The 14,612-nt window shown below is 68.8% G+C and carries 8 protein-coding genes and 1 pseudogene; 6 read left to right on the forward strand and 3 right to left on the reverse strand.

Annotation, left to right across the window (positions count from 1 at the left end; genetic code table 11):
* The first annotated feature begins 280 nt into the window (after positions 1 to 280).
* From ABD224_RS24365 to ABD224_RS24385, 5 genes are all read left to right on the forward strand, one after another.
* Positions 281 to 1,171, forward strand: a complete 891-nt coding sequence (locus tag ABD224_RS24365; protein ID WP_344053460.1) for a hypothetical protein — start codon at positions 281 to 283, stop codon at positions 1,169 to 1,171.
* Positions 1,172 to 1,274: 103 nt separating this feature from the next.
* Positions 1,275 to 2,399, forward strand: coding sequence for a hypothetical protein (locus ABD224_RS24370; RefSeq protein ID WP_344053462.1), 1,125 nt, complete (start codon positions 1,275 to 1,277; stop codon positions 2,397 to 2,399).
* Complete coding sequence (locus tag ABD224_RS24375; protein ID WP_344053464.1) at positions 2,396 to 3,901, forward strand: hypothetical protein; 1,506 nt, start codon at positions 2,396 to 2,398, stop codon at positions 3,899 to 3,901. The genes ABD224_RS24370 and ABD224_RS24375 overlap by 4 nt, the downstream gene beginning before the upstream one ends.
* Positions 3,898 to 5,250, forward strand: a complete 1,353-nt coding sequence (locus ABD224_RS24380) for an AAA family ATPase (RefSeq protein ID WP_344053466.1) — start codon at positions 3,898 to 3,900, stop codon at positions 5,248 to 5,250. Before ABD224_RS24375 ends, ABD224_RS24380 begins: the two co-directional genes overlap by 4 nt.
* A gap of 178 nt (positions 5,251 to 5,428) precedes the next feature.
* Positions 5,429 to 12,121, forward strand: a complete 6,693-nt coding sequence (locus ABD224_RS24385; protein WP_344053468.1) for a DUF3320 domain-containing protein — start codon at positions 5,429 to 5,431, stop codon at positions 12,119 to 12,121.
* Between the two features lie 102 nt (positions 12,122 to 12,223).
* Here the strand turns inward: ABD224_RS24385 and ABD224_RS24390 are convergent, their stop codons facing one another.
* The 3 genes and pseudogenes from ABD224_RS24390 to ABD224_RS24400 form a co-directional block, all read right to left on the reverse strand.
* The gene (locus ABD224_RS24390) at positions 12,224 to 12,640 is read right to left on the reverse strand and encodes a hypothetical protein (protein ID WP_344053470.1); all 417 of its coding nucleotides are present in this window, start codon (positions 12,638 to 12,640) and stop codon (positions 12,224 to 12,226) included.
* A 21-nt stretch (positions 12,641 to 12,661) separates the two neighbouring features.
* Positions 12,662 to 12,847: a DUF397 domain-containing protein gene (locus tag ABD224_RS24395; protein WP_344053472.1), complete on the reverse strand. Its 186-nt coding sequence runs from the start codon at positions 12,845 to 12,847 to the stop codon at positions 12,662 to 12,664.
* Positions 12,844 to 13,704: pseudogene (locus ABD224_RS24400) on the reverse strand (helix-turn-helix domain-containing protein). The gene ABD224_RS24395 and the pseudogene ABD224_RS24400 overlap by 4 nt, the downstream one beginning before the upstream one ends.
* A gap of 172 nt (positions 13,705 to 13,876) precedes the next feature.
* Between ABD224_RS24400 and ABD224_RS24405 the strand changes: the two are divergent.
* A complete protein-coding gene (locus ABD224_RS24405; protein WP_344053474.1) occupies positions 13,877 to 14,410 on the forward strand; it encodes a hypothetical protein in 534 nt (177 codons plus the stop codon).
* The last annotated feature ends 202 nt before the right edge of the window (positions 14,411 to 14,612 follow it).

Genomic DNA, 14,612 nt, shown 5'->3' on the forward strand with positions numbered 1-14,612 from the left:
GAACGGGCAGGTACGCGCGTCATCGCCGCCCGTCCGTCCCGGGCCCCAGCCTCCCCAGGCCCTCGTCCCTCATCATCCATCGCGGCAGGGACCACGCACCCACCGCGGCACGGACCACGCACCGGCATCCGCCCTGTCCCCGCTTTCCGGGCCTCCGGCTGAAGCACAGAGTTCGGCCGGCTCACTCCCGGCCCGGATGCGCCGCGCTTCTCACAACACAGATCCTTGGAATATATTGGTACATCTTGGAACTGGATGGCAGGGGCGGTAAGCTGCCCGCATGACCGCATTGCTGGAGGAGCTGGAGGAGCAGCTGTCGCAGTTGCGCGCTCAGCTGCGCGAGGCCCGTCGCGCCCGTGACAAAGCCGCCGCTTCCCGCATTCGCGGCGAGCTGCGCAGGGTGGAGGCCGCCTGGGAGGAAGCACTGGACGCCGAGGAAGCGGCCGAGGCCGCGTCCGGCGGACAACGGGCTCCGTCGCACGCGGCTGCCTCTCCGGCAGAGTCCACAGCGCCTCCCCCACGGCCGGCAGCGCGAGAGAAACGTTCCGCACAGGGGTCCATCCCCGTCCGCGAACAAGTGCACCAGGCACTCACCCTGCTCGGCGCCCCCGCCGCCCCGAAGCTCATCTCCTCCGTGTACGAGGCCTTCTTCAGCGAACCGCTCGTCGCCACCAAGCTCGCCTCGCTCCGCCGCGACGAGGAACGCTCGTTCAACGCCCAGGGATACGCCCGCCCGTACTACATCTGCGCGGCCCTCACCCACGACCGGCTCACGCCCGCGCGCGGTCTGCTGGCCGTGTCGGTCTGGCCTCTTGAACGGCGGATCATCGGCCCGCTCAGCCCACGTGTCGACTTCCTCACCCATGCCGTCGGCACCGCCGAGCAGATCCAGCGGATGACCGCGGCCGGCCACCCGCCGTCGGAGGCCGCCTGGCAGCTGCTGCGTCGTTTCGCGCTCAACATCCCCGGCGCGTACGCCGACGACGAGCTCGATCCCGCCCGGGTGATCTCCGCAGCGCACACCGAGGCCGCGGTTCACCGGGAGTCGGACGACGCCGAACGTGCCGCCGCCGCGGACCGTGCCCGCTCCCAGCTCACCGACGTCCAGCAGCTCTTCGGCGCCGCACCCCTGCGCAACGTCCTGCGCGACACGGGCAGCGCGGACCGCTGACGCCCAGCCGGAACGCCCGCAGGCGGCGCTGTCGTGCCCGCATCGCACACCACCACGCCAGTACAGCGTGTAAGAAGAGAAGCACAGCGTGTAAGAAGAGAAGATGCCTCCGCAGCACCCTGTTGAGCCTCCCGGCGACCGGCTCGCCGCCCTGCGCGGACCGCGTCCCCCGCAGCCGTACACCGCGCGCAAGATCACCGCTCTCACCGCCAACCCGGCCTGCTCCCGCCGCGCCGTGCTGGACGCCGCCGGAGTCGACAAGGCCCTGCTGGCCCAGCGCATGGGCTATGAACCGCGCTTCGGCCAGTCGCCCTTCGCCATAGCGCGGGAGCAGGCGTTCGAGGCCCTGGTGAAGTGGGGCGGCTATGCGGAGCTCATCCGGCTGCTGCGCGAACAGCTCGACGTACCCGTGGAGGAGGCCGGGGTCAGCGATCTCAACGAGGTGGGCGGGGACACCTCTCTCGCCCGGCGCGCGAAGGAGACCCGGAACCTCCTGGCGCGCCTGGCCTCTGGCGGCGACGAGCGGCTGATCCTCGACCGTCCGGTGCTGACGCTGGAAGTCGCCGGTCAGACCGCCTATCTGGAGCCTCAGGCCGTGACCCATCGCGTCGGTGGCAAGTTCTACGTCGTCGAGATCCGCTCCTTCCCCGCCATCGACGGTCAGGCGAACCCGACGGCCGTCGCGCAGACCGCCAAGCAGGCCGCGGTCTCCGTCCTCGCACTGCACCACGCCTTCGCACAACTGGATCTCGACCAGGAGCAGATCGCCCACGAGTTCCTGCTCATCTGCCCCAAGGACTTCTCCAACCGGCCCTACGGCCGTCTGGTGGACATCCGTCAGGAACTCGACGCGCTGAGCTTCCAGCTGAACCGGCTGCGTCGCGCCGACGACCTGGCGCGGGACCTGCCGCCCTCGGCGACCTTCGACACGGACCGTGACGCCGGGCAACTGGACGCCTCGGTGAGGGCGCTGGACGCCTCCTACACGCCCGGCTGCCTGTCCTTCTGCGAGCTGGCCCGTTACTGCCGGGACGAGGCCACCGCCTGCGCCTCCCCCGCCCGGCTGGGCGGCACGGTCCGCGACGCGCTTCCGGGTATCGACTCCACCCGCACCGCTCTCGCATACCTGGACGGCGCGCACGCGCCGGGCCCCGCCGAGGCCGCCGCCATCGACCGGCTGCGTACCGCGGATCGCCTGCGCCGACTGCGCCGGGGGGAGGTCGCATGAGTACGCTCGCCGCCGTGGCCGCGCTCCGGGCCACCGCAACGGGCCGCGCCGAACGGCTGACGACGGTACGCCACAGCCATGTCGACGACCACCCGTTCGTCCTGGTCCCCCTCACCCTCGCCGGAGAGGCGTGCGCCCCGCTGGCCGCCCTCGCGGGCACCGACCCGAAGCAGCCGGCACTTCTGACGGTGCGCCAGCCCAGGAATCGGGCCGAACGCTTCCGTTTCGTCGAGCGCCTCGCCGCGCTACTGCTGCCGTACATCGACCAGTGCCGTACGGCGGACACCGAGACATACACCGTGGGCCGCGGGGCGGACAAGGAGGAGCGGCAGCGTTTCCTGCGCGCGCCTCAGCTCCTGGTGCCGGGCGGTGAGGGCATCGCGTACGTCCGGCTGCTCGGCCGGCTGACCCGGCTGCGTGCCGTCGAGGGGCCGTACGCCGTGGACCCGTCCGTGCCCCTTCTCGGCAAGTGGCTGACCTGGTTCGCCGACCGGGCGGAGTTCCCCGGCTCCTGCCTGCTGCAGGCCATGACACGGCTGCTCTCCGCCCACTGGGCGACCGGGCAGAGTCCTGCCGAGGACTCCCACCTCGCCTCGCTGCTCGCCTGGATCGACCCGCCCGACGGGCAGACAGGCGCACAGGCCGCCCGGGAGGCGGAGGATCCGCTGCGCTTCCCGCCGACCGGACCGGCGACCGATGTCGTCTTCGACCGGACGCTGCACGACCTGATGTCCCGTTACGACAAGGCCGGCGACGACCGCGGCCGGGAGGCCGTCGGCCGCCAGATCGACCGCGAGCTGCACGGCCAGATGCTGCCGACCTGGGAACTGGTGTGGCGCGGTGTGGAGCTGCTGCGCGAACTGCCCGAGGGCGGACATGTGGCCGAGCGGTGGTCGTACGACCGGAGGCTGTTCACCGAGTACGCCGCCTACCTCGACGAGGACGGCCGCCCCCAGGCCCGTCGTGACCACGCCGTGGGCGCGGCCCGCCGCCTCGCGCGCATGGAGGAGGCGATGGCACGGTACGACGCGCAGCGGGCGTTCGACGACCCGCTGGTGATGGCGGAGTACGAGCTGACGGGCGAGGCGTTCACGGGAGTGGTCACGGCCCGCGACGAAGACCGCTTCGTGCCGGGAGCACGGGCCCCGAAATGGCGCCCGACGATCACCGTGCGCACCGAGCTGCCGGTGCGCCTCACCCCCGGCACGGAGATCAAGTGCCCGGCGCGGCCCGGGCAGAAGGCGGAAATCGTCGAGATTCTCCCGGACGGCGAGAGCCACACCGTGGTGATCCAGCTCAACGGCGGCTTCAACAGGGCACGCAAGCCGCCCGCCCCGCCGGGCACCCTGGCCGAGGTCGGCGAGACGGTCACGTACACCTCCGTCGACCCGCAGGCCATGCCGTCCGTTCTGCCCGCGGAGGAGGACACTCCGTGGACGCACGGCGGGCCGCCCGAACCGTACGAACCGACGGACGAGGACGCGGAGGAGATCTGGGAATGACGGCTGCTCCCGAGACTGCCCCCTCTGCCGCTCCGGGCGAACTCGCCGACCGGGCCGTCGCGGGCATCCTGTCGAGCCTGGACACGACCACCGGCCGGGGTGTGGTGGTCGACTCCCCGCCCGGCGCCGGGAAGTCCACCCTCGTCAAGCGGGCCACCGGCCACCTCACGGCGGCCGGACACCAGCTGATGATCGTCGCGCAGACCAACGAGCAGGTCGACGACCTGGTCGACAACATCGCACGGCAGTACCCGGACCTGCCGCTCGGCCGCCTGCACGCGAGCACCTTCACGCTCCCCGAGCGTGTCCGCCGGCACCCCAACGTGACCGGCAGCAAGGAGATCACGGATCTGCGCGACCTTCCGGTCGTCGTCTCCACGGCGAAGAAGTGGTCGTACGTGAAGCCCGCCACGTGCGCCCCGTGGCGCTGGGCGATCGTCGACGAGGCGTACCAGATGCGCTCGGACGCCCTGCTCGCCACGGCGCCCCTCTTCGGTCTGGAGGACTCCCGTGTCCTCTTCGTGGGCGACCCTGGCCAGCTGGACCCCTTCGCCACCGTGGACACCGACCGCTGGCAGGGCCTGACCTGGGACCCGCTGCGCAACGCGGTCGACGTCACCCTCGCGCACAATGAGAACCTGGAGCGGCACCAGTTGCCGGTCTCGTGGCGTCTTCCGGAGATGGCGGCGCCGCTGGTGCAGAAGGCGTTCTACCCCTTCTATTCCTTCATCTCCGGCACGAAGGCCGCCGACCGCGTCCTCACCTACAGCAGCGCCGCGCACCGTACGACCCCGCAGGACGCCGTCCTGGCCCGCGCGGCGGAATCGGGCTGGGGCCTGCTGGAACTGCCCGCCCGGCACACCCTGGACGACGATCCGGAGGTCGCCGAAGCCCTCGCCGCGACGGCTGCCCGCCTCCTGGAGCGCGGCGCCCTGGTGAACGGCAAGCGGCTCACCGAGGACCGCATCGCGATCGGCGCGGCGCGGACGGTCCAGGTGGACGCGGTGCGGTCCCGGCTCTCCGCCCGCGGTCTGACGGCGATCACGGTGGACACCGCCAACCGCCTCCAGGGCCGCGAGTTCGACGTCACCCTCGTCTGGCATCCGCTGTCGGGCCGTCAGGACGCCTCCGCGTTCCATCTGGAGACCGGCCGCCTGTGCGTCCTGCTGTCCCGGCACCGCTTCGCGTGCATCGTGGTGGCCCGCGCGGGCATCACCGACCTGCTGGACCGTCACCCGCGGAGCAGCCCGGTGTACCTGGACGTACCGCCGAAGTTCCCGGACGGGTGGCGGGCTCATCAGGTGGTGATGGAGCACTTGGGGAGCGCTGACCACAAGGTCCGCTTCTGATTTTCACAACCTCCCCATAGAATCCGTCCGTCCGCGGGGGCGAGTGCGACAAGGCGAAAATGTCGCATGGAGGGGATCAGTCGGAGAACGCCGGCCTTGCCCGCGTTGCCGTGCCCTGGAGAAGTCCGCGCTGTCCCTCGTCGGGCCTGAGCTGTGGGACGTGAGAGCAGGGATAGCCGTGACGACCAATCCGAACGCATTCGGGAGCGGCGACAATCTGGAAAAATTCAAGGCGGTCCTGGCGAACTGGCGTACGTCACTCGTGGATCTCAGCGGGCGCAATCGGCTGCTGAACTTCCGGCACACCCGAACCTCCACGCTCGAGGTATCGGCCCCCGCACCGTCGACGCTGGTGAGCTTGCTGGAGAACCGCGCTCTGTCCTTCGCCGCTCTCCCCGACGACACGTCCGTCGAGGACGAGGAGCCCACGTGCCCTCCGCCCGGCGAGTACGACATCGTCACGCAGAAGACCACGGCCCCCGCTCTGCAGCGGGCATTGCGCACTCTTCGCTCCAAAGCGATGCAAGTGTTCAACGACTACGGCCTGTGGACCCTTCATCTGGGCGTCGGCATGCTGCGCTGGTGCGAGGACGGGGCCACCACCAGCAGTGATGCGCCGCTGATCCTCTTCCCTGTCGAACTCGTGCTGGCTCCCACGGGACAAGTGCTCCTCCAGGCGAATGCCGACGAGGACCCGCAGCTCAATCCTGCGCTGCCCATCAAGCTGGAGCAGTTCGGCATCGACTGGACGCCCGTCGCGGAAGCCGACTGCCGGGATGTGACCGCAGTGGTCGAGGCCGTGCGCAAGGCAGTGTCCGGGAAGTCCCGGTGGGAGGTGGAGGAACGCGCCGTCATAGCGCTCTTTGCCTCCCACAAGGAATCGATGTACCGGGACCTGCTCGAGAACGAGGACCGGATCCTGGCCAGCGATCTGGTGCGCGCGGTCGCGGTCGGGCCCGGCGATGCCCTTGCCTCCGACCGCTTCGACTTCGAAGAAGTACCGGCGGAGCGGATCGACGAAGTGGCGCCTCCAGAGGACACTCCGCTGGTCCTGGACGCGGACGCTTCGCAGCGGCAGGCTGTCGCGGCAGCTGTGGCGGGGCAGTCCTTTGTGCTCGACGGGCCTCCGGGAACAGGCAAGAGCCAGACCATCACCAACATCATCGCCGGACTCATGCACGCCGGCCGCAGTGTGCTGTTCGTCAGTGAGAAGGCCGCGGCACTGGACGTCGTGCTGCAGCGCCTGAAGTCGGTCGGACTGGACTCCTACGCCTTCGCCCTGCACAGCCGCAACACCAGCCGCAAGGCCGTGGCGCAGGAGCTGGGTCGTGCGCTCTCCGAGCAGCCCCAGGCGGCTGAACTTCCCGCCCAGGAAAAAGCCCAGGCGCGCCTTGACCGTGAAGCGCTGTCCGCGTACGCCACCGCGATGAACGAGGTGCGTCAGCCTCTGGGCCGCACACTGCATGATGTCATCGGCCGGGTGGGCCTTCTCGACGACGCCCCTGTCGCCTACCTCTCCGGTTCCGGTGACGGGGTGACCCGGCGCTTCGACGTCGCCTCCTTCTCTGCCGCCGACCTGGAGAATGTGCTCAAGGCCGCGGACGCCGTCAGTGCCGCCTGGCAGGCAGTGGCCGACCCTGGCTTTCCCTGGCGCGGGCTGCGTACGGACCAGCCTCACCCCGGTCCCGCTCTGGAAGAGGCACGCACTGCCCTGAACGGACTTCTGTCCGCTCTCGACCGCTATCAGCCTCTCAACGTCAACAGTGCGGCGTTCACCTCATGGGACCAGGTGGACCGGCTCATTCGACTGCTCGATCTGCTGGATGAACGGCTGCCCGTGCCCGAGTGGTGGCTCACCGATGCCGATTTCGCGCATACCGTGACCGACCCGGTCGAGTCCTTCCTTGCCGCACTGCGTCATGTACAGCGTGCTCAGCAGAGCGCACGGGACGTCATGGGGGACCGCTGGCAGGAGGTGTCTCCGCGCCTGCGCCCCGAGCCGCCCGCCGCGGAACAGGCACTGGCCACCCTCAGCCCGCAGGGCCTGGACCTGACTAACCTCACCGAACAGCAGGCCAAGGACCTGGCCAAGGGCTTCAGAAAGGCTGTGGAGCTGCTTGAGAGTGCCACCGCCTCTGCCCGCGAGCTGACACGGGTTCTTGGCGTGGACGAGCCGTCCTCACTGGCCGGCACAACAGCCTTGTGCGATCTGGCGGAACTGTCCGCCGTCCCGCATCGTCCGCTTGAGACGTGGCTCAGCCCCGAGGGTTTCGCCGCCGCACAGCAGGCGGCACTTGATGTCGTGGCGGCTGCCGTCGGAGAGTTCCGTGCGTGCCGGGACCGTACGATCGCGGCACGGACGACCGCGCAGGAGCACGCGGGGCCCGGCTGGGCCCGCGTGCCATCCCACCTGTCCTGGCAGCCGGATGCAGCGGAACTCGCCCTCGGTGCCATGGAACCGCCCGGCGCCGACTTCTCCAGCCTCGGCCGGGACGAGGCCGACTCGCTCGCCTCCCGCTGGAGTGCTCTCGCCGACATGCTGGAGGACACCGCCGAGCACGCAGTGAAGGCGGCGGCTCTGCTCGGCTCCGACCCTCCGGACACTGCCTCCGAAACGCGGTCCGTGACGGACCTGGCCTCACTGGCGGCTACCGCCCACCGCGCTCCCGGATCCTGGTTCGACCCCGCGGTATTGCCCACTGCCCGCCGCGTCGTCGACGAATTGCACCGCCTCATGGACGACCTCGACAAGGCACGGCAGGAGGCACACGGCGTCTTCGGTCCCGACACGCCCCATACCCTGGGTCTGACCGAAGCGGTGAGCAGACTCTCCGAAAACGGCCGACGCTTCGCGGCTGGGCTTTCCTCCCAGGTGCGGGCCGACCGGAAACTCATCGGCAGGGTCAGCGTCCGCGGTTCCTGGCACAGCAGCCTGCAGGAGCAGCTGGCCAAGGCATCGGCCTGGCAGCAGGCGCACCAGGCCGTGCTGGCCGCAGTGGCCGAGCATGAGGAACTGCTCGGCGTCTACGCACATGACGGCCTGCCCGATCTCGCCGCGCTGGACAGCGCGCTGCGTCAGGCGGAGGACGCCCACCGGCTCGCACCGGCCGTGGTGGCCGACCCCGACCGTCGCCGCCGTCTGGCCGCCCAGCTGGCTCACGGATCCCTTCCTGACCCCGCTGTTCTCGAGCACGGCAAGCGGCTGGAGGAAAACCTGCGCACATGGGCTTCGGCACTCCAGGAGCCGAGACTCCGCGAGCACAGTCCTGGCCTGGAGCGTCTCGGTCCGGCCGCGGCAGCCCATTGGCTGCGCGCTCACGTGCCGGTGCTCGAGAAGGCCGTACGTCTCATGGACGCCGTCCAGGAGATCGGGCGACGGGAGTTCCCCGAAGGGAAGGGGCACACGCTCGCCTCGGCACGCACGGCGATTGCCGCCGCACATGCGGCGCAGCAGGAGGATGCGGCGTTCGCAGCCCAGGAAGCACACGACCGCGAACTGCTGGGCACCTGGTACGCGGGGCTCGATACGCGTCTCGACGAGGAACCGCGTACCGACAGTGACACAGCGGTGGAGGACGAGCTGCTGCTCCGTGCCGTACGGCTGTCGGCGACGGACAGCAGGCCGGGGACGACAGCGGCTGACCCCGACGCCGTCGGCCTCCTGGGCGGGTACGCGCCGGACGGACGTCCCCGTACCGCCGCCCTGGCCGCCGCGCTCGCTGCCGCATCCGATGCCCACCGGCTCGCCGGACCGGTCCTGTCCGACGCGGCACGTCGCGGCAGGCTCGTTCACGCGCTCGGCGCCGGCCGGCCCGCTGTTCCGGGACTGCTCGAAACAGCCGCCCGTCTGCGGGCGGAGTGCACGGCCTGGGAGACTTTCACGGACTCGGCCGACCTCGCTCCTGCTGGTCACGCCCTGCGTGCCCGCTCCCTGTCCGAGTGCATGGCCTGGCTGCGTGCGCATCTCGAGCCCCTCGACGATGCCGCTTCTCTGATCCACTCGGTGGCTCGTACCGCTGGATCTCCGGGGGAATCCACCAGAGGTCAGGCCGACTGGCTGACGCTCGGCAGGGCCCGTGCCTCCGTTGCCGCCGTGGTGGCGGCCCGCGCCGCCGAGGACGAATTCCTGAGCGCCGATGCGGAGCACCACCGTCTGCTGGGCGACCTGTACGAGGGGATCGACACCTCCCGGGAGACCGTTCACAGCGCCCTGGACTGGGCCCTCAGAGTCAGGCGTACCGCTTCCGCCGCCAACACCGCGGCACCCTTGCTGCCCGAAGCGGCGCACCTGCTGCTGCACACGGCACCCGACACGTCGGTGGAGCGTCGTCACCGCGACTGGCTGCAGCGGATGGACGCGCTCACCGGACACTTCGAACCGCCTCGGGCAGCAGAAATCAGCGCGGAACTGAAGAAGGGATTCGCTTCCGCGCGCGCACTCCTCGACCGCATGTCCGCTGATCCCTATGGTCCCGACGCCTGGTTCCGTTCCGCCGAGGCCCACAAAGTGCTGAGTGATTACGGGCTGGAGGAGCTGCCGGCGCAGCTGGCGGACCGCGAAGTGCCGGCGTCCCTGTTCCCCGACGCTGTGGAGCGCGCCGTCCTGCGTGCCTGGGTGGAGCACCAGCTTGCGACCGACAGCCGTCTCGCGGTGGTACGGGCCACCGACCGGGATCAGTTGGTGGAGCGTTACCGCCGACTGGACCGTGCGCTGGTGCAGGCCGCCCACGCCACGGTGATCACCGCCTGCAATGCGCGACGTCCCCGCCGGACGACGGCGGGGCAGGCCGCGCTCCTGAGCCGTCAGGCGAAACTGCAGCGACGGCACATGCCGGTGCGGCGGCTGCTGGACGAGACACGTGACGTCGTACAGCGACTCAAGCCTTGCTTCATGATGAGTCCTCTGGCAGTCAGCCAGTACCTGCCACCGGACTTCCGTTTCGACGTGGTGATCTTCGACGAGGCGTCCCAGGTCCTGCCGCAGGACGCTGTGAACGCCATCTACCGCGGCAACGCCCTGATCGTGGCCGGCGACCGACGGCAGCTTCCGCCGACCTCCTTCTTCAGCACAGGCAGTGATGCGGACGAGGACGACGAGTGGGACGAGGAGGTACCCGACTCCTTCGAGTCCATCCTGGATGCCTGCGTGGCGAGCGGAGTGCTCCGTGAGCTGTCACTGCGGTGGCACTACCGCAGCCGCCACGAGAACCTGATCTCCTTCAGCAACCACGAGTTCTACGAGAACTCCATGGTCGTGTTCCCGGGTGCCGTCACAGACGGCCACGATGTGGGAGTCGCCTTCTACAAGGCCGACGGCGTCTACGACCGCAGCAACCGGCGCGACAACGTCCGAGAGGCCGAGCTGGTGGCTGAACGGGTGATCCACCACTTCTCGACCCGGCCTCATCTGACCCTGGGAGTCGTCACTCTCTCCAAGGCGCAGGCGGACGCTGTTGAGGACGCCGTCATCAAGGCGCGTCAGAGTCGGCCCGACCTCGACCCGTACTTCACCGAGGACCGTCTCGGCGGCTTCTTCGTGAAGAACCTGGAGACGGTGCAGGGTGACGAACGTGACGTGATCATCCTGTCGATCGGATACGGCCCTGACGCTCAGGGAAAGCTGCGTTCCACGTTCGGTCCGGTCAACCGCGAGGGCGGCTGGCGGCGTCTGAACGTGGCGGTGACCCGCGCTCGTCACCGGGTGGAAGTCGTGGCCTCCTTCCACGGTTCGGACCTGCCGGACAGCACGAACAAGAGCGTGCAGCATCTCAAGCGGTATCTGCAGTACGCGGAGCAGGGGCCCGCAGTCCTGAAGACGGCCGCACCGGACCCGGACGCCGCACCGGAGAGTCCGTTCGAGGAGGACGTCCTCGACACTCTGCGCGGCTGGGGTTACGACGTGCAGCCCCAGGTGGGCGTGGCCGGCTTCCGGATCGACATGGCGGTCCGGCACCCTGGCGCACCTGGTACGTACGCGCTCGGAATCGAATGCGACGGCGCGATGTACCACTCCTCACGCGTCGCCCGTGACCGTGACCGGCTCCGTGAGGAGATCCTTCGCGGTCTGGGATGGAACCTGTACCGGATCTGGGGGACCGACTGGTACCGCAACCGTAGGGAGGCGCAGAAGCGGCTGCGTGAGGCGGTCGAGGCCGCGTGTGCCATTGATCCTCATGCATCGGCCCCGGAGCCGGAACCGGTCGTGGTGACCGAGCCGGTGACGGCCGAGGTCGCGATCGTTCCCGTTGAGGAGTCGGACCGCTCGGCGTGGAGCCGTCCCTATCGCGCCATGCGTCTCGAGGAGCTGGCCGAGCTGCGACGCGTGCTGGGTGCACAGACGGGGCTCGGAGCCATCGATCTCCGCGAGCCGGAAGCGCTCGGCCTGGTGGCGGAGGTGGCCCGTCACATCATCTCGGTCGAGGGTCCCATCGAGGAGGACGTACTGATCGGCAGGATGCGGGAGGCCTGGGGCCTCGACCGGGCGGGGCAAATCGTGCAGGCGAGCGTCCGCAAGGCGCTGCAGCGGTTGAGGAACAAGAAACGGGCGGTGCGGTCGGGCACGGCATGGGATCTGCCGGGCCGCGAGGTCACAACGGCTCGCACGCCGAGCGGGGACTTCGACCGCAAGAAGGTCTCGCAGGTCCCCCCGGCCGAACGGCAGGTGGCCCTGATGGGTGTCCTCTCCGAGTCTCCGGGGCTGAGCCGTGAGGAACTCGCCAGGGAAACGGCCAGATTCTTCGGGTGGCTGCGTCTGGGAGCCGACATTCGGGCCGCCTTCGACAAGGACATCGACGCGCTCATCGCCAGGAACGCGGTCGTGGAAGGGACTTCGGGTCTGGTGCTTCTTGAGGGGCCTGCCGGAAGCCACTGATCAACAACTGAAGGCGGTGGGCGTCCGGGTTCCGGCCGGACGCCCACCGCGTGCACGACGGCGAGCGGGGCGCCGCGTTCGCCACCCGCTTTCAGCCCAGCCTCATGCACCACGCATGAGGTCGGCATTGACAGACTCGACGTGTGCGTACAGTGGCCCTCCGGTGACGATGTTCTGCCCCCTCCCGCGGCGCCACGGGTCCACGTCGATGACGGTGACAAGGGCGTTGCCCAGCCCGATCACCACCCACCAGTCACGCGCATCCGCCCGTACTCGCCAGGTCGACTTCACCCATTTGCCGGTGTCGGTGCGCACTTCGGCGGAAACGAGTTCCCAGCTTTCCAGGTCGAAGCACGTCAGCTCCTCCAGAGGCGCACCGCGCTGTTGCAGACGCTGGGCGGCATGCGCGCCGTGCGCCTTCAGCCGTATCGGTTCACGCATGATGTGGCGGATACGAATGAACAGTGAGTCCGGTCCCGACTCGACGTGGAAGCGAGCGGTCTCGAAGCGGGGTGGCACGGTGATCTCCTCGAGAGAACGTCACTCTCCTCGAGAGAACGCCACGAAGCGTGTCCAGCTGTCCCGGCCGACGGCGAGGGAGGGACGCGTCACGTCCTTGGAGTCCCGTACGCGGACGGCCTGTTCGGTGACAGCGACCTCCACGCAGTTGTCGCCGGCCGTGCCGCTGTAGCTGGACTTGAACCAGGCCAGTTGGACGTTGCTCATAGTTCTCCTCTGATCCGCTCCAACAGGCCCACAGAGCCGTGAGGGGCAAGGGCCTGTGCGCGGAGTGTCGCATACCTCCTGTGGAGAACGGCAGCCTGCTTCGGATCAGTGATCAATCGCCCGCTTTCCTGTCCTTCGGAGTACGCCAGGCGTTTTCCCTCCGGGGTCTTCAGCAAGGCAAGCGGACCGTCCAGCCCCGCATGGGACACAGTGTGAGTAGGCATGACCTGCACGGACACATTGCGGAGCCGGGCGAAGTCCAGCATGTGGTCCAACTGGTCGCGTAGTACCTGGCTCCCGCCAAGAGGGCGCCGCACGATGTATTCCTCCACGACGAAACTGAAGGAGGTGTTGGGTCGTTCCCGGATGAGGCTTTGCCGTTTCATACGGGCGGCCACCTGTGCCTCCATCTGTTCATCGGACAGCGGTGGAATACGCGTCTCGAAGACCGCGCGGGGCGTACCCCTCCGACTGAAGCAGCCCCGGCACCAGCCGGCACTCATACGTGCACAGGCTCACCGCCCTCCGCTCCAGCTTCGCCCACTGCCGGAACCACGCCGCCAGCCCCGCCTCTCCCCGCGTCAGGAACCGGGCCGCCCTCCGCAGAGCCCCCGTGTTGCCCAGCACCTCCTCCGCCCGTTCCACGAACGAGTCGTCCGGCATCCGCCGTCCCAACTCCACCGACTCCACCGTGTGTTTGAAGAAGCACACAACTCTCCGAACTCCGCCCGGCTCAGCCCCGCGTGCTCGCGCAGCGCCTGGACGACGGCCCCGAACGTGCGCAGGCTGTCCGACGGACTCGGTTCCCGCTCGCGCTCCCCACCCGGGACCGCCGGTTCGACGTGGTCGGTCGTCATTCGAGGCCCACCTCCAGGTGCCCACGTGCCAGTTCCCCTTGCTGAAGAGAACGACCAGAGTGGCCAACCCGAATTCGTACAGTCCATCGAATGCGCCCGTACGTCTACCCACCGTACGAAGCAGTGTGCCCATCCCTTCCACTGTTCCGGCGGTGTCGATAAGGTCCCGCTCGTGACGTACATAGTGGCCCTCACCTCAGACCAGAAAGGCCATGAACGAAGCCGACCGGCTCGTACAGAACGCTTCACAAAAGCCCTGCCTACAAGGCTCGACACATCCGAAACCGGTACCCGGTTAGCGTTTCTGGCGTGCGACAACAAACCCGGCTGCTTCATTACCCGGCTAGGGTTGGTTCAGCGCTTCAACACTGTGGGGACGGTCGACAGAAGCATCACCATCGATCCCATGCGTACAACTGCACACTCGAAAAAGGGTGGGCGCATTTTCAGTTACGAAAGAGTGAGCCGCTACTTCATTAACTCGGACTTCGCGGAGTTGGTGAAACATGGCCTGGCCGGAACCGTGGGAACCAGCGTCGGGCAGTTGCGGGACTTCGGGTTGCAGCGTGCTCACGCAGGGTACAGCGTTGTGCTGGGGTTCGAGGCAAGCGAAGAGACGCCCCGGTCCGTACGCGCCCGCAGCCGCAGCACAAGGAAGCGACCGAAGGTGCACTCCTACTCACCGTCCGCATCGCAGCAGCAGTGAGCCCTCGCACTCTTCGAACGTGTTGGCCAGAGGGGGTGATGTGACGTTCTACGGACGTGCTCGTGCAGGTTACGGACGGAAGTCTGCGGTCTTGATCGTCTGACGGAGCGTTTCTCATCCTGTGGTTCGTGGGTGATGGCGGCTGGTGGTCGAGGACCGTAACGCGGCAGGGCTCCTGGCCGTTGCGGCTGGTGATCTCACT

Source organism: Streptomyces thermoalcalitolerans (assembly GCF_039525155.1).
GTDB lineage: Bacteria > Actinomycetota > Actinomycetes > Streptomycetales > Streptomycetaceae > Streptomyces > Streptomyces thermovulgaris.